This window comes from Candidatus Avelusimicrobium luingense (genome assembly GCF_902757105.1).
Classification (GTDB): Bacteria; Elusimicrobiota; Elusimicrobia; order Elusimicrobiales; family Elusimicrobiaceae; genus Avelusimicrobium; species Avelusimicrobium luingense.
In genome coordinates, this window is sequence record NZ_CACVTK010000006.1 from 88,443 (window position 1) to 103,332 (window position 14,890).

The window sequence follows — 14,890 nt, forward strand, 5'->3', positions numbered from 1 at the left end:
AATTAGCCCGGGGCTGTTTATAGCATTTCGCACGGCTGTGTCTAACCCAACAAATGCGTTAAATCATACCATATACGCGCCACGCGAAACGGGGCTATGACCAACTGATACGCCATGCCTGATAGCAAACACACGCCCAGCCACTGTGCTTGCTTTTGCCGCGGGGCCGGCACGCAGCGTTGTGCTATAAGCAGAATAAGACACGTTACTAAAATAACCAAAATATATTCCATAGTTTCTCTCCTTAAAATAAATCTAATATTTCCTGTTCGCACACGCGGTCGCGAAAGTACGGCTCTTGCCGTTGGATTTGGCGCAATTTGACGATATCGTCCTTACGGTTATGACGTTCATAAAAAGCATACAACTGCTCATAACGCGTTAAAATACGGACGTGTTCCGAACGGTATAATTTTTCGGCCTTGTCCAAATCGCCCAACAACTCATAAATTTTGGCTTTTTCAGACGGCCGACACTCATCCACACGGCGTAGCGTTCCTTGTTCCACCAAGGCGAGTTCCGCGCGTGCTTCGTGCGTTCGCCCTAAACGGGCATAAATTTCGGCACGTTGTAAGTGATATTGGTACAAATCGGGCCATAAAGCAATGGCTTTGGCATTTTCCAGTAACGCTTTTTTCAAATCGCCTTTTTCTATCAGCCACGCCGCGTGCGTATAATACAACAAATAAAATAGCGGGCGCGCGGCGATATCCGCTTCCAAACTGCCAAGGGCCTCTTGCAAATCTTGCCTAGCGGCCGTACTATTGCCTAATTGCTTATATACTGCATAGCGCTTATAATACATATCGTGCTGCTCCGGCCGAGACAGATGTGCCAAGGCCAAATCAAATAAGCGGAATACTTCATCATATTTTTTTAACTTAAGCAGACAATCAATACGTTCGGGATCATCCGGGTGTAGTTGGTCTAATTCCACACCGATCGCACGCGCATACGTTGTTTTAGCGCCGTCCTTATTATCCAGCAAAAATAAGCAGCATGCCCTATCTTGCAATAAAATCGCACGCGGCTGGCGTGAAAGTGATATAGGCAAATAAGGATTATGTTTTATGATATCCGGTCCATCCCATATAAGTCCCAGCAACGTGGCGGCTTTTTTATATTCGCCCTTATCGGCTAACAATTGGGCTTCGTGACGCCATCGTTCCCATGGTTCTAACGGTTTGGATGCGGGTTTGGGTTCTTCCCACGCTTCTTTTTCGCAAATATCTTCTATACATTTGGCGCAATAGCCATACAGTTGGTATAACTCTTCTTGATGAGGAAACTGCGCAATCAGTTCTTTTATTTGTTGTTGCGCATCCAAGTAATTTTCTTGAGCAATGAGCGTTAAGACATTTTGCGGTGTTGTTGACATAATTTAGTCTCCTTGATTTAAGATACTATTAGTCTAACAATCCGCGCAGACATCGCCTTGTCGTCTTAATTTTTTGTATAGGGAAAAGTTTCAAAAAAGAAAACTACAATTGATAAAGAAATCCGATTTTTAGTCGCAAATATCCACATCCGGCACGATTTGGATGGCATAGTCCGGATAAGCGGTTTTGATTTCGCTTTGTAATATTTCTACGGCTTTTTGTGGGGAAATATCAAAACTGAGCACCACATCAAAACGAAGGGTTTTTTCCTCTATATTTGCATAGAAACCATGTAATTGCAACGCCCAATCGTGCGCCAACACCCTTCCTTGGATATCATTTTGCAGTTGTGCGGCTTTGCCCTGCTTTGTGTTATACGAATAGACACCGACACCCGTTAAAATAATACCCGTTTGGTGATAGACTTTTTCTTCAATACGACGGGTCAACTGGTCCACCTCGTCCACGCACATGGTATCAGGCAATTCCAAATGTACGGACGCATAATTTTTATTCGGACCGTAATTGTTAATCATTAAATCATACACGCCACGAACTTCGGGTTCGGTGCCGATAATTTGTTTGACCAGTTGCGTTGTTTTAGTATCTGCCCGTTGGCCCAAGATATCATGCAGGGTTTCTTGCAACATAGAAAGACCGGCCTTGATAATAACCAAAGAAATACCCACCCCCACATAGGCCTCTAATGAAAACTGAAATAAAACATAAATAATGGCACAACCCAAAACGGAAACGGACAATATCGCGTCAAAAAAAGCATCTGCTCCCGACGCTACAAGTGCCCCGGAACTGACTTTTTGCCCCTGTCTTTTGACATACCGGCCAAGCACTAATTTCACCACAATAGCCGCCACGACAACTATAAAAAAACTCTCTGAATAAATAGGAATTTGCGGATGAAAAATCTTTTTTACCGACTCCACAAGTGCCGCAATCCCTGCGTAGGACACAATCGCCGACACAAGCATAGCACTAATATATTCAATACGCCCGTGCCCCAGCGGATGTTTTTTATCGGGGGCTTTGTTGGCCAGTTTAACTCCGATAAGCGTAATAAGCGAAGATAACACATCCGACAAGTTATTGACCGCATCTAATATCACGGCAATAGAATGTGCCAAAACCCCCACGGCAGCTTTGAACGACGCCAGCAGTAGGTTGGTTGCAATACCGATAATACTTGTCCTTACAATGATTTTTTCCCGCGTCAGCGTATCAGTTATGGTAGTCATATGTATATTTTATCACATTAAGATCAGGCATCCTATTATATAATTCCTTTGCTTGAAATAGATTTTTTTGATAAAATTTCCAAAACAGATAAGGAGAGCAACATGATAGATAAAAATCTTTTTGTAAAGGCAATTCACGCGTTGGAAAGTGAAAAGAACCAACTGCAACATACTGCCGTATATGCCGGTTTAATTTGTGTGTTGGAAAGCGTCATGGATTGTCCATCCACTCCACAAGGAAAAACATGGTTACGCTGGTGGATGGAAGATAATGATTTTGGGAAGAAACAAGCAACGGTACGTCTAAACAATCACGAGGAAGAAATAGAAACCCCCGAAGAATTGTATGATTTCCTCGTGTTTGAAAAAATGAAAGTTAAATAATAATCATTTCTTCCATTTTTATAATAACAAGCACCCCCGGGAGATTCCCCGGGGGTGTTTCAAATGAACGTATTTGATTTATTTGCCTTGCGGAGCGGACGGTTTAACCGTCGGGAGTTCTCCGTCGGCAACTTTGCCTAACACTTGCGGTAGTTCAATACCCGCTTGTTGGGCTAAATCATGCATCGCCGGGAGCGATTTAATCAAATCGCGCATAAAATTAGCCGTCGTAGAACCTTTAGAGGAACCGGCAGCGCCGTCCCAAACGGTAATTTTATCAAACTTAATATTTTTAATCGCTTCCACTTGCTTGGCTACGATATTTTCAATCTTTTCAATCATCAAAAGACTGGTAGCAATTTCCGGCTTATCGTGCGTAGCACCGATTAAATGTTCGTACCCGCGAGCCTTGGCTTCCAATACCGCACGCACACCTTCTGCTTCGGCGAAGTACCGCGCTTTAATAGCATCGGCTTGCCCCAAAGCGATACGGCGTTGCTTTTCGGCTTCGGCGTCGGCTTGTACTTGTACTTTCAATTTTTCTACTTCTTGGCGGGCCAATTCTTCTTTTTTAAGGCGCGCTTCTTCTTGTTCTTTTTGAGCGAGTAACACGTCGCGTTGGGCATTGGCTTTGGCCACTTCCCCGAGTTTCAAGGCATTAGCCTGTTTGACGGCTAACGTAGCGTTATATTCGGCGATGTTGGCTTTAGCAATGTTTTCCCCTTCTACTGCGCCGGCTTCCAACGTAGCGGTTTTAATACGCTGTTCTTTTTGGGCGTTGGTTTTACCGATTTGGGTTGCGGCAAATTGTTCCGCCACGCGGACTTCTTTATCCCGGTTGGCTTCCGCTTCACCGACGGCACCGAATTTTTCCTGTTGGGCCACGTCCACTTTGGCTTTGTTGATGGCTTCGGCGGCTACTTTTTTACCGATAGCGTCAATATAGCCCGATTCATCGGTAATATCTTTAATGTTGACGTTGATAATTTCCAAACCGATTTTATTTAACTCGGTATTGACGTTGGCGTTAATGAGTTCCAAGAATTTTTCGCGGTCTTGGTTGATTTCTTCAATGGTTAACGTGGCAATGGCCAAACGTAACTGCCCTAAAATGATATCGCTGGCTTGCGCAATAATTTCATTTTTGCTTAGGCCGAGCAAACGTTCGGCGGCGTTAATCATAATACCTTCACGGGTAGAAATACCAAACGTAATAGTCGTCGGTACGGCTACACGGATGTTCCCTTTGGAAAGCGCACCGCGCAAATCAATATCCGTCGTCATCGGCTCCAACGAAAGCACCCCGTAATCTTGTATGAGCGGGATAATAAACGTACCGCCGCCGTGCACGCATTGGGCCGTCGTATTACCGCCGGTTTTACCATAGACCACGATGATTTTGTTGGAGGGACATCTTTTATATTGGCGAGCGACAAAAACCATCACCGCCAAGAAAAGAAATCCGAACGTAACTAACAAACTAACTAAGGCACTATCTTGTAAGATTTCCATTTAACTCTCCTTTATTTTTTAGTAATGTAAATGATATTTTGCTCTACTTGGTTGATAGTAACATCCGTAAAAGCAGGCAAATTTTCGTCCGATGCATTAGTAGCATCAACGATAGACAAGCGTTTATTTAACGTCACTTGAATTTGGCCTTTGCCTTTTGGGGCAAATGCCGTATAGGTTTTGGCGACTTGTCCTTTCAATTCGTTATAATCTACCTTAACGATTTTATTGAGTTTTTTCGTCATACGCATTAAATAGGCGGAAACAAACATAAAGAACAACCCCACCGCTATTGCTATAATCAGCGACATTCCGGTAGATAAGCCGAATTGGCGCATGGCGGCTACACCACTCCAACCAAACCCCATAAAGAAAGCCAACACAGATTGAATAGATAGGAAATTAAACGAAGCATCCGAATCATCTATCGACGAAAAATCGCTATCAATTTCCGAATCTGCCCCCCCCATCATAAACAACACCAATTTCAGCACAAACAACAAAGTGGCCAAACAAGCCACCGCAAATAAAATAGTTTGAAAGTCCATCGGATTTCCCATAATTTCTCCTAGTAGTAATGAAGATATTATTATTGTAGCACATTGTACTCAAAAAGTAAGTATTTTTTTAACGAGAGTCCTTCCCGACGATAAAAACATCAAAGATGTCCCCAAAAATTGCTACAATATAATTTCTATGAAAAAAGAGCCTACTCCCCATTTAAGAGCCTTAACGCCTCTAGCGGTATTTTTGATTACTTATGTCGGGCTGTCACTTGTTGCCGGAGATTTTTACAAGATTCCCGTTACAGTAGCCTTTGTGCTGGCAAGTGTCGTGGCTATCGCTATGACGAAACTGCCAACCTTATCTGCCCGCATTGAACGGTTTTGCAAAGGGGCTGCCGATGAAAACATTATGCTCATGGTGCTAATTTTTATTTTAGCGGGCGCCTTCGCGCAAACTGCTAAAGCCATGGGAGCGGTAGAAGCCACTGTCAATTTAACCTTAACGATTGTCCCCGGAAACATGTTAGCGGCAGGACTTTTTTTAGCAGCCTGTGTAATTTCCGTTTCGGTGGGGACTTCGGTAGGAACAATTGTGGCACTCACGCCGGTAGCGGCGGGACTTTCCCAACAAACCGGGTTACCGCCGGCGCTCATGAGCGCCGTAGTGGTCAGCGGTGCAATGTTTGGGGATAATTTATCCGTGATTTCAGATACCACCATCGTGGCCACCCGTACACAAGGATGCAAACTGGCTGATAAATTCAAGACCAATTTCAATCTTGTGATGCCGCTGGCGCTTATCACCACTATACTCTATATTTTGATTGGAAGCCAAGGGGCGCACTCGTTTGAACCGCAAGCGGTCAATTGGATACATGTTCTTCCCTATGGGGCTGTATTACTGGCCGCAGTAGCCGGAGTAAATGTGCTGGTAGTATTATTAGGTGGGCTTGTATTGTGTGGGCTTATCGGTGTACTCAGCCGTGCTTTTAGCGTCTGGGATTGGATAAGTGCTACGGGTGCCGGTATTAATAATATGGGGGAACTGATTATTGTTACATTACTAGCGGGCGGCATGTTGGAACTTTTGCGCTATAATGGCGGACTCGCGTGGATTATTCGCGCATGCACCTCTCATATTACCGGACGGAAAGGGGCGGAATTAAGTTTAGCGGCCGTTGTCAGTTTTGCCAATATCTGTACCGCAAACAATACAATTGCCCTTATTATGGCGGGCCCGATTGCCAAAGAAATCGCCCAAAAATTTCATATTTCCCCTAATCGAGCCGCCAGTTTATTAGATATTTTTTCGTGTGTGACCCAAGGCATTTTACCTTACGGAGCCCAACTGTTAATGGCAGCAAGTTTATCGGGCATATCGCCGTTGCAAATTATGCGGTACTTATATTATCCGTATATTTTGGGGATAGGCGCGCTGATAGCCATTGGGCTAAACTTGCCACGTAAATTTACGGTACACGGCGACAAAATCTAATACATACGAAATCATAATTTGATAAAATAGAGATAGATTTACGCGCTCGTAGTTCAATGGATAGAGCGTCAGCCTCCGAAGCTGGAAATGTGGGTTCGACTCCCGCCGAGCGCAAATATAAAAACCCCGCTTTATGCGGGGTTTTTGTATGTAGGCTCGGAGCAGACAAACTGCTTTGTCTGCGTCGGGAGTCGAAAGCCGCAGCCTTATGCGAGTTTGAGTTCTTGCAAAGCATGAACGAAAGGCGAGCATGGCGAGGCGGGGCCGCGAGCGCCGCGCGTCAGCAAGGCGACTTGTGGCCGACGACATAGCCGAGCGCAAATATAAAAACCCCGCTTTATGCGGGGTTTTTGTATGTAGGCTCGGAGCAGACAAACTGCTTTGTCTGCGTCGGGAGTCACTTTTCAAAATTCAGTTTTACAAATACAACACTTTAAAACCGATACTTACGCTCCAATCTTTACTCTTCCAGTTTCCAGCCGCATGCGTACCGCTATTGATGTAAAAGGCCGTCCCTTCATTTACCAGCGTGCCGAGTTCTACTTCCGGTACAAATTCCATTTTGCCGCTTTCGTGGAAATTTTGGTAATAATACCAATTTGTTTGTATCCACCATTTATTTTCGGACAAATAACTGATATTCCCGCGGATACGTCCGTAATTGATATCCTCGCGGGCATGATCGCCAATTACAGATGCATAGTGCTTATATCCTAACGCCACATAAAAACCGCTGCCATTCGTCCAGACACCAAACACCGATGGGCTGGCTTGCAACTGGCCGCTACCCAAGCGCTTATCGGTAGCGGTCGGTGTAATTAGCTCCATTTTGGCTCCATACCCCAAACTACGGTCGGTTTCCGGTTGCATCCACGTTATGGCAAACAAGATATCCCCCAACCCATTGACCGATTTTTCAGGCGATTCAAAACGACTCAACGGCACTTCTACCCCCCAGTTCCAGTTTGGGTTAATTACATGATATCCCTTAAAAGTTACCTGTGACGCAGAAACACTTCCGCTGTCATCTATAACCGTCATGGACGGGTTAACTTCTAACGACGTAATGTTATCCGTCGGCAATACGCCATATTGGCATACTTTCTGCAACTGTCCAAAACCCGGCAAGGCTGTCATTATTCCCAACAATACCCATACAATTTTTCGCATGTACTTCTCCTTAAATAAGATGATATATTATAATAATACATAGATTTTTTGGCATATTCAAAAAATAATTAGATTGGTTATATGGTTACCATTTCATATATTCCCGTAAAAACATTTTTATCTAAAAGTAAAATCTCCGGAGTAGATTATGCTATCAACCCGTATATCGGTTGCACGCATAAGTGCATTTATTGTTATGCGGAATATATGCGGAAATTTTCCGGACATGAAGAACCATGGGGCGAGTTTTTAGACGTGCGTACTTGTAATATACCTTTTCGTCCTATCCAATTATTTCATACGAATGTGCTATTAAGTTCGGTAACAGATCCATACAACCCGTACGAAAGAGAATTTCAAATTACCCGTAACATTCTTAAGCAACTTAGAGATTGCCAAGCCTATGTGCACATTTTAACAAAATCAGCCCTTGTTATACGCGATTTGGATATCCTTAAAGAACTGGCCAACAACAGCAGCGTCATGTTTTCGTTTTCTTCAGCAGATGAAACTTTTAGAGAACTGGCAGAACCGGGAGCATCGCCGATTAAAGACAAAATTGATGCGCTAAAATTACTGCATGAAAACGGCATACGAACCGGCGTAATGATAGCCCCATTTATGCCGGGAATAACCGATTGGAAAGACATTCTTCAGCAAACACGTCCCTATACAGATTACTATTATGTGGACAGTTTGAATATGCGCCCGGCTTACCAAAAGCGTGTATTAACGTTTATTGAGAATAATTATCCCCAAACATTGCCGTTATATATAGATATTTATATGCATAACAACCATACCTATTGGGAAACTCTCTCCCGAGAAATAAAATCCTATGCACTAACAGAAAAATTAGATATTTCCGTGTTTTTTTCATCCCCAAAAAAGACAAACTAAAAAACTGATACTGAATGATTGGCAGAAGTTGTTAAAGTGTTGCCGGGAAAATAAACAAGGCGGGAAAATATATATTTTCCCGCCTTGCTATTAAACGAATAACCGTTATTTAGACAAGTGTTTGGACAAGTATTTGCTCATGTCAAACATGCTGATTTGTTTTTTGCCTTCAAAAATCGGGGCCAATTTCGCATCAGAGTTGATCATGCGTTTGTTGGTCGTATCTTGAAGACCGTTCTTTTTAATGTAGTCCCACATTTTTTTGACTACTTCGGTGCGCGGCATTGCCGTCGTTCCCACTACCGCCGCTAATTCAGCGCTGGGGGTTAAAGGTGCCATAAATTTTGCATTTGCTTTTGCCATACTTAAAGATCTCCTATTTAGTTTAATTTTCTTTATTCTAGTATATTAGGGGCTTGTTATACAACCCACAAGCCCCCATTTTCAAATTACTTACGCGGCGACTTTCACTTTCGGAGCCGCGGCTAATACTTCTTTGGTGCAGCCGTCTTCGTATTTTTTGAAGTTTTCAATAAACGACCGGGCGAGTGCTTCATATTTCGCCATATAGTCTTCTTTATTGTTCCACAAGTTAATGGGGTTCAAAATTTCCGAAGGTACGCCTTCGCAAGACGTCGGGATTTGGAAACCAAATACCGGGTCGGTAATGAAATCTACTTTGGCGAGTTTGCCGTCTAAAGCAGCATTTAACAACGCACGCGTATATTTAATGCTGATGCGCTTGCCTACGCCGTACGGACCACCAATCCAGCCCGTATTAACGAGCCAGCAATCCACATTATGCGCTTGAATTTTCTTTTTCAAAAGTTCCGCATACACAGACGGGTGCAAGGCCATAAACGGACCGCCGAAACACGTAGAGAACGTGCTGGTCGGTTCTTTGACACCTTTTTCCGTTCCGGCCACTTTGGCGGTATAACCGCTGATAAAGTGATAGAGCGCTTGATCGGGCGTCAATTTGGAAATAGGCGGCATCACACCAAACGCATCACACGTTAAGAAAATGATGTTTTTGGGGTGGGTAGCGCGTTTAGATTCTACCGCGTTATCAATAAAGTTAAGCGGATAGCACGCGCGCGTATTTTCGGTTAAGGTATCGTCGTCTAAATCTAATTTACCCGTTTGCGGGTCAAACACGACGTTTTCCAACACCGTTCCGAAGCGTTGGGTGGTGGAATAAATTTGCGGTTCGGCTTCCTGGCTTAAGTGAATGACTTTAGCATAGCAGCCGCCTTCAAAGTTAAATACGCCGTCATCATCCCAACCGTGTTCATCGTCACCGATGAGACCGCGGGTAATATCAGCCGACAAGGTGGTTTTACCCGTACCGGACAAACCGAAGAAAATGGCGCTGTCGTTTTTGCTTCCTACGTTGGCCGAGCAGTGCATGGTCATAATGCCTTTTTGCGGCAAGAGGAAGTTCATAATCGTGAATAACGCTTTTTTGTTTTCTCCGCCGTATTCGCTACCGATAACGAGTACTAATTTTTTAGCGAAGTTAATTAAAATAGCGGTTTCGGAAACGGTACCGTCGGTGGTCGGATCTACATGCATTTTGGGCAAGCAGATAAGCGTAAATTCCGGCACGAACGATTTAAGTTCTTCCTGTTTGGGTTCAATGAACATATTTTTAACAAACAGGTTAGACCAAGCGCACTCGGTAATAGCACGCACTTTTAAGCGCGACGCTTCGCTGGAGCCCACATAGGCATCACGTACAAAAAGGTCTTTATCTGCGACGTATTTTTGTACTTTGGCAAAGATTTTATCAAAATATTCGGCTTTAATACCTTTATTGCTTTTGCAATAAAAGAGTTTACCATCAATTTCGGGGGTTTCCACGAAATAGCGGTCATTGGGGCTACGACCGGTATGTTTGCCGGTGCTTACGCACAACGGGCCGCCATATACGACGTTGCCTTCTTCACGTTTAAGTGATTCTTCGTACAAAGCCGGCGTGGAGTAGTTCCAATACACATTTTTAGATGTGCAGATGCCGGCGTGTTCTAATCCAAAGTCGGGCTTAAAAAAGTCCGGTGTTGCATTTACTTTTTTCATTTAGTTCCTCTTAAGAATTTTATCCCCGATTTTCAGTTCATTGGGTTGCGTATTATCCAACGCCCAGCGAATGCGGCGTACGCCTTCTATAATAGAAGCCTTATCCGCACAGAAACTGATGCGTAAATATCCGTCTGCCCCGAACGCTACCCCGGGTACTACAGCCACTAACGCTTTTTCCAGCAAGAACTGCGCGAGTTCCGCCGAAGATTTGTTATAGTGACTAAAATCTACAAATGAGTAGAAAGTTCCCATCGGTTTTTGTACCTTGATATTGGGAATCTTGGCTACTTCTTCCAACAACGTATTGCGGTTGTCCTCTAGCACGCGGCACATATCAGCAATACAGCCTTGGTCACCGTTTAAGGCAGCGCAAGCGGCCGTTTCGGACAAGTCGCTATTGCAGGAAGTGCTTTGTGCTTGCATGCGGCCCATAGCGGCAATTAAATCCTTGCGTGCCGATACGGCCCAACCGATACGAAGGCCCGTTAAGCCGTACAATTTGGATACACCGTTGATGATAACCATATTGTTACCTTCTTTGGCATATTTGCACGGATTAGGAGTTTTGTTTCCATCAAAAACGAGTTGGTGGTAAATATCGTCCATCACGAGGAAAATATCATTTTTCTCGGCAAATTCCACAATCGTTTTGATAAATTCTTCGCTATAAATTTGACCCGAAGGGTTGCACGGGCTGTTAAGCAAAATGGCTTTCGTTTTAGGCGTAACAGCATCTAAAATTTGTTGGGCTTTAACTTGTAAGCCTTCCGTCGGGCGCACGCAAACAGGTGTACCGCCGGCCATTTTAATCATTTCCGGATAACTGACCCAATAAGGAGCGGCAAAAATGACTTCGTCGCCTTCGGTTACTGCGGCGAGTAAAAAGTTAAATAACGCTTGTTTAGCCCCGGCAGAAATTAACACATTAGCCGGTTCAAACGTGCGGCCGTATTGGCGCTCGGTATAACCGATAACGGCTTTTTTCATAGCCGGTGTACCCGAAGAAGGTGAATATTTAATCTTACGGGTTTTGGCTTGTGCAATAATTGCATCTACTGCGGCTTGCGGAGCCGGATAGGTCGGCTCTCCGCCGCCTAAGTGAATCACCGGTTCGCCGGCGGCTTTTAGGGCACGCGCAGCGGCGTTGATTTTGAGTGTCGGGGAATCCCCAATCACGGTAGCAAGTTTACTTAATGTAGTGGCCATAAATATCCTCTGTTTTCATTGTACCATTTAATTACGCAAGTTGCGTAAGTTTATCTGCAAGCGGAGCAATAGCCTCCTGCCGCACCGATTCCATTTGCCCATTATCTATGGCCGTGGTAACATCTGGGTTTAACGGCAAACGCACCGCCGGAGAAATACCAAATTCATGCGCTGTTTTTTCCACTTTAGACGGCCCGAATAACGCTATCTGTTTTCCGCAATCCGGGCATTGTAAATAACTCATATTTTCCACAAGTCCCAAAATCGGCACATTCATTTTTTGTGCCATTTTGACGGCCTTGCCCACTATTAACTGCACCAAATCTTGCGGAGACGACACCATGATAATACCATCCACCGGTAAAGATTGGAAAACAGTTAAAGTAACATCCCCGGTACCGGGCGGCATATCAATAAAGAGATAATCAATATCTTTCCAAACTACATCTGTCCAAAATTGTTGCACCGTTCCCGTAATTAACGCGCCGCGCCAAATAACAGGCTCGGTTTCGTTTTCTAATAATAAGTTAAGCGACATAATTTGTATGCCGCTTGCGGTGGTAACGGGATAAATACCGTCCTGATCCCCGGTGGCGCGTTCGTGCACACCGAACATTTTGGGAATAGACGGGCCGGTAATATCCCCGTCTAAAATACCGCACGCAAACCCGCGGCGAGTCATCTCGCTAGCGAGTAAGCCGGTAACAAACGATTTTCCGACCCCCCCTTTACCGCTGACTACCCCAATAACGTGTTTAATACGGCTGAGTAAATGCGGTTTGATTTTGGGCATTTCGCCTTGCCGACTGGAACAATTTGCACCGCAACTGGCGCAATCATGCGAACAATTTTCTGCCATAAAATCCCCCTAACAATGATATATAGGTATTATAGCAAATACCACTTTTGTCTCCGTAAATATGTTATAATTTTTTCTGTTCTATTAAGAACTAGGAGAAAATATGACTTACGCAAGTTTTTGGAAACGTGTTGCCGCTTATTTTATAGATATAATTATTTACGGGCTTATTAAAACAGCCGGAGCGATATTTCTTGCTGTGCTGTTAGGGATAACAGGTATTCTTAATCACACGAATACCATACACGGCCAGTTACAAACCACGTTACTGTGGATGTTTTTTACTATAGCATGCTTTTTGTTGTATTTTGTTTGGCCGGAAAGTTCTACGGCGCAAGCCACGCTGGGCAAAAGAATCATGGGCTTAAAAGTAACCGACTCCGCCGGCCAACGCATTTCCTTTTGGCGTTCATTAGGACGCAACTTGGGGATGTATATTTCCGGTTTGATTTTAGGTATCGGTTATTTAATGTGCTTGTGGACAGAACGCAAACAATGCTTGCATGATATGTTAGCCGATTGTATAGTGGCGGACACAAAACCGGAAGAAAACTCGGGCTGTGTTGTAGCCGTTGTAATCGGGGTAGTGATATTGTTAGTCGGCACGCTTTTTGCCGGCATGATCGCCGCTATAGCCATGCCGCAATTCTTCAGGGCGGTAGAAAAAGCCCGTTTGACAGAAGCGGTTACTTTGATGGAAAACATCAATCAAGCGCAATTGCGGGCCGGCTTGCAATACGATCACTATGTAACGGACTTTAGAGAATTAGATGTCGCCCCGCAAGGAGCCCAAGGAAATGTGTATTACACCGACCTTAATCAACAAACAGGCAAACCGGGAAACGGATTTGAGGTAACCTTACACCCGCACAAGATAACTGCCCAACGGATTACTCCATCGGCAAACGGCATGAACTATGTATTGAGCCGCTATTACGGCTCCCCAAAGACATCTTGTACCGCTAATAATGAAAGCAGCGTATTTTTATGTGCTGATTTCTGTGGGTTGAACAAGGATGACCTTTCGGTAGGGGACACGTGTTGTTCCAACGGAACGGCCTATGAGTGCGACCCAAATGATGGGATAAATTTTTCTTTTGAGCAATAATAAAAAAGCACCCGCTAGGGTGCTTTTTAACTGTTCATGGATTTGCCCTACGTCAATTTCCTGACGGGAATTGCGTCCGGGCCCGCTCTCGCGGTTTTTGCCTTGCTTCGCAAACAAAAACATCGCTGCGAGCTTCAAATCCCGACGCGGCATAAAGCAGTTTATGCCCCGACGCGGCATAAAGCAGTTTATGCCGCTCCACTCTTTGCCAATAAAAAAGCACCCGTTAGGGTGCTTTTTAACTGGCGGAGAGGGAGGGATTTGAACCCTCGAAACCTTGCGGTTTACAGGTTTTCGAGACCTGCTGTTTCAACCACTCACACACCTCTCCAATTATATACACGCCGAGTGGCTGGCCCGTATATCTATATTCATTATACCAAATTTTACCGTATATGGGCGACAGGCCGTCCCCTACGAACCGGTTTTAATTTCCGATCAAGTAAAATATATGGTTGCCGGATGCGATACTGCTTGCGCTGGACATAGAAGCGCATACCGGACTAGATTGTCCGGCGTGACGGCTCGCACATAAAAGGCCATTCGGTAACCCCGGATAAGAAACGTTATCGTGAATGCGCAATAAATAAAAATCATCATCAATACAGGCCGTGGCCGAACCATGCACCATACATTCGGTACCGTCCGCAAAAGTGGCGGCTACCGTAGTGCCTTGTGTAATTTTAGTAGATTGCCCCAGACTAACGGCCGCACCGGAAATATCCAAATCTAACGCCGTCACATCATTGGGATATTCTCCGTTAGCCATATAATATAATTCCGCCCCTTTTTTAAGCGCATCCATATACGTAATCATTTGCGTTAGACGGGCTTTTTGCACCGCACGCTTATATTGCGGCAAGGCTACCGCGGCTAATATGCCTATGATAAGCACAACCACTAATAATTCAATGAGCGTAAACCCCAAATGACCGGATGATGCTTTTCTCATAACAATACTCCTTTATTTTATACTATCTCATAAATTTAAAAATCAATTATTATTATACCAAACAACCCAATGATTTCAAAAAAC

General features: G+C 44.3%; 15 protein-coding genes and 2 tRNA genes. 5 read left to right on the top strand and 12 right to left on the bottom strand.

Annotation, left to right across the window (positions count from 1 at the left end; all coding sequences use genetic code 11):
* Window positions 1–41 precede the first annotated feature (41 nt).
* The 3 genes from ACQY3H_RS06370 to ACQY3H_RS06380 form a co-directional block, all read right to left on the bottom strand.
* Window positions 42–233, bottom strand: coding sequence for a hypothetical protein (locus ACQY3H_RS06370; protein WP_428075744.1), 192 nt, complete (start codon window positions 231–233; stop codon window positions 42–44).
* 11 nt (window positions 234–244) lie between these two features.
* Window positions 245–1,378, bottom strand: a complete 1,134-nt coding sequence (locus ACQY3H_RS06375; RefSeq protein WP_428075745.1) for a hypothetical protein — start codon at window positions 1,376–1,378, stop codon at window positions 245–247.
* Window positions 1,379–1,507: 129 nt separating this feature from the next.
* The gene (locus tag ACQY3H_RS06380; RefSeq protein ID WP_428075746.1) at window positions 1,508–2,632 is read right to left on the bottom strand and encodes a cation diffusion facilitator family transporter; all 1,125 of its coding nucleotides are present in this window, start codon (window positions 2,630–2,632) and stop codon (window positions 1,508–1,510) included.
* 102 nt (window positions 2,633–2,734) lie between these two features.
* Between ACQY3H_RS06380 and ACQY3H_RS06385 the strand changes: the two genes are divergently transcribed.
* On the top strand, window positions 2,735–3,016 hold the full coding sequence (locus ACQY3H_RS06385) for a hypothetical protein (protein WP_428075747.1): 282 nt from the start codon (window positions 2,735–2,737) through the stop codon (window positions 3,014–3,016).
* A gap of 78 nt (window positions 3,017–3,094) precedes the next feature.
* Here the strand turns inward: ACQY3H_RS06385 and ACQY3H_RS06390 are convergent, their stop codons facing one another.
* Both ACQY3H_RS06390 and ACQY3H_RS06395 read right to left on the bottom strand, forming a co-directional pair.
* Window positions 3,095–4,528, bottom strand: coding sequence for a flotillin family protein (locus ACQY3H_RS06390; protein WP_428075748.1), 1,434 nt, complete (start codon window positions 4,526–4,528; stop codon window positions 3,095–3,097).
* Between the two features lie 11 nt (window positions 4,529–4,539).
* On the bottom strand, window positions 4,540–5,088 hold the full coding sequence (locus tag ACQY3H_RS06395; protein ID WP_428075749.1) for a hypothetical protein: 549 nt from the start codon (window positions 5,086–5,088) through the stop codon (window positions 4,540–4,542).
* A 136-nt stretch (window positions 5,089–5,224) separates the two neighbouring features.
* On the opposite strand from ACQY3H_RS06395, the gene ACQY3H_RS06400 reads away from it, so the two are divergent.
* Window positions 5,225–6,529, top strand: a complete 1,305-nt coding sequence (locus ACQY3H_RS06400; protein ID WP_428075750.1) for a Na+/H+ antiporter NhaC family protein — start codon at window positions 5,225–5,227, stop codon at window positions 6,527–6,529.
* Between the two features lie 42 nt (window positions 6,530–6,571).
* Window positions 6,572–6,643 (top strand) — tRNA-Arg (locus tag ACQY3H_RS06405).
* Between the two features lie 303 nt (window positions 6,644–6,946).
* Here the strand turns inward: ACQY3H_RS06405 and ACQY3H_RS06410 are convergent.
* The gene (locus ACQY3H_RS06410; RefSeq protein ID WP_428075751.1) at window positions 6,947–7,699 is read right to left on the bottom strand and encodes a hypothetical protein; all 753 of its coding nucleotides are present in this window, start codon (window positions 7,697–7,699) and stop codon (window positions 6,947–6,949) included.
* Between the two features lie 81 nt (window positions 7,700–7,780).
* Here ACQY3H_RS06410 and ACQY3H_RS06415 point away from each other — a divergent pair, with 81 nt between their 5' ends.
* On the top strand, window positions 7,781–8,599 hold the full coding sequence (locus ACQY3H_RS06415; protein ID WP_428075752.1) for a radical SAM protein: 819 nt from the start codon (window positions 7,781–7,783) through the stop codon (window positions 8,597–8,599).
* Window positions 8,600–8,704: 105 nt separating this feature from the next.
* On the opposite strand, the gene ACQY3H_RS06420 is transcribed toward ACQY3H_RS06415, so the two are convergent.
* The 4 genes from ACQY3H_RS06420 to ACQY3H_RS06435 form a co-directional block, all read right to left on the bottom strand.
* Window positions 8,705–8,962 (bottom strand): SWIB/MDM2 domain-containing protein, encoded by a 258-nt coding sequence (locus tag ACQY3H_RS06420; protein ID WP_428075753.1) that lies wholly within the window; start codon window positions 8,960–8,962, stop codon window positions 8,705–8,707.
* Window positions 8,963–9,052: 90 nt separating this feature from the next.
* Window positions 9,053–10,678 carry a phosphoenolpyruvate carboxykinase (ATP) gene (gene pckA, locus ACQY3H_RS06425; protein ID WP_428075754.1) on the bottom strand — a complete coding sequence of 542 codons (1,626 nt, stop codon included), beginning with the start codon at window positions 10,676–10,678 and terminating at the stop codon, window positions 9,053–9,055.
* A complete protein-coding gene (locus tag ACQY3H_RS06430; RefSeq protein ID WP_428075755.1) occupies window positions 10,679–11,887 on the bottom strand; it encodes a pyridoxal phosphate-dependent aminotransferase in 1,209 nt (402 codons plus the stop codon).
* Between the two features lie 31 nt (window positions 11,888–11,918).
* Window positions 11,919–12,746 (bottom strand): P-loop NTPase, encoded by an 828-nt coding sequence (locus ACQY3H_RS06435; protein WP_428075756.1) that lies wholly within the window; start codon window positions 12,744–12,746, stop codon window positions 11,919–11,921.
* Window positions 12,747–12,849: 103 nt separating this feature from the next.
* Between ACQY3H_RS06435 and ACQY3H_RS06440 the strand changes: the two genes are divergently transcribed.
* Window positions 12,850–13,854, top strand: a complete 1,005-nt coding sequence (locus ACQY3H_RS06440) for an RDD family protein (protein WP_428075757.1) — start codon at window positions 12,850–12,852, stop codon at window positions 13,852–13,854.
* Window positions 13,855–14,097: 243 nt separating this feature from the next.
* Here the strand turns inward: ACQY3H_RS06440 and ACQY3H_RS06445 are convergent.
* Both ACQY3H_RS06445 and ACQY3H_RS06450 read right to left on the bottom strand, forming a co-directional pair.
* Window positions 14,098–14,185: transfer RNA gene (locus tag ACQY3H_RS06445), tRNA-Ser, on the bottom strand.
* A gap of 96 nt (window positions 14,186–14,281) precedes the next feature.
* Window positions 14,282–14,806 (bottom strand): type IV pilin protein, encoded by a 525-nt coding sequence (locus tag ACQY3H_RS06450; RefSeq protein WP_428075758.1) that lies wholly within the window; start codon window positions 14,804–14,806, stop codon window positions 14,282–14,284.
* Between the last annotated feature and the right edge of the window lie 84 nt (window positions 14,807–14,890).

Excerpts from the sequence above, each read along its gene's own strand:
- ACQY3H_RS06370 (WP_428075744.1), bottom strand. The coding sequence starts at position 233 with ATGGAATATATTTTGGTTATTTTAGTAACGTGTCTTATTCTGCTTATA.
- ACQY3H_RS06375 (WP_428075745.1), bottom strand. The coding sequence starts at position 1,378 with ATGTCAACAACACCGCAAAATGTCTTAACGCTCATTGCTCAAGAAAAT.
- ACQY3H_RS06380 (WP_428075746.1), bottom strand. The coding sequence starts at position 2,632 with ATGACTACCATAACTGATACGCTGACGCGGGAAAAAATCATTGTAAGG.
- ACQY3H_RS06385 (WP_428075747.1), top strand. The coding sequence starts at position 2,735 with ATGATAGATAAAAATCTTTTTGTAAAGGCAATTCACGCGTTGGAAAGT.
- ACQY3H_RS06390 (WP_428075748.1), bottom strand. The coding sequence starts at position 4,528 with ATGGAAATCTTACAAGATAGTGCCTTAGTTAGTTTGTTAGTTACGTTC.
- ACQY3H_RS06395 (WP_428075749.1), bottom strand. The coding sequence starts at position 5,088 with ATGGGAAATCCGATGGACTTTCAAACTATTTTATTTGCGGTGGCTTGT.
- ACQY3H_RS06400 (WP_428075750.1), top strand. The coding sequence starts at position 5,225 with ATGAAAAAAGAGCCTACTCCCCATTTAAGAGCCTTAACGCCTCTAGCG.
- ACQY3H_RS06410 (WP_428075751.1), bottom strand. The coding sequence starts at position 7,699 with ATGCGAAAAATTGTATGGGTATTGTTGGGAATAATGACAGCCTTGCCG.
- ACQY3H_RS06415 (WP_428075752.1), top strand. The coding sequence starts at position 7,781 with ATGGTTACCATTTCATATATTCCCGTAAAAACATTTTTATCTAAAAGT.
- ACQY3H_RS06420 (WP_428075753.1), bottom strand. The coding sequence starts at position 8,962 with ATGGCAAAAGCAAATGCAAAATTTATGGCACCTTTAACCCCCAGCGCT.
- pckA (WP_428075754.1), bottom strand. The coding sequence starts at position 10,678 with ATGAAAAAAGTAAATGCAACACCGGACTTTTTTAAGCCCGACTTTGGA.
- ACQY3H_RS06430 (WP_428075755.1), bottom strand. The coding sequence starts at position 11,887 with ATGGCCACTACATTAAGTAAACTTGCTACCGTGATTGGGGATTCCCCG.
- ACQY3H_RS06435 (WP_428075756.1), bottom strand. The coding sequence starts at position 12,746 with ATGGCAGAAAATTGTTCGCATGATTGCGCCAGTTGCGGTGCAAATTGT.
- ACQY3H_RS06440 (WP_428075757.1), top strand. The coding sequence starts at position 12,850 with ATGACTTACGCAAGTTTTTGGAAACGTGTTGCCGCTTATTTTATAGAT.
- ACQY3H_RS06450 (WP_428075758.1), bottom strand. The coding sequence starts at position 14,806 with ATGAGAAAAGCATCATCCGGTCATTTGGGGTTTACGCTCATTGAATTA.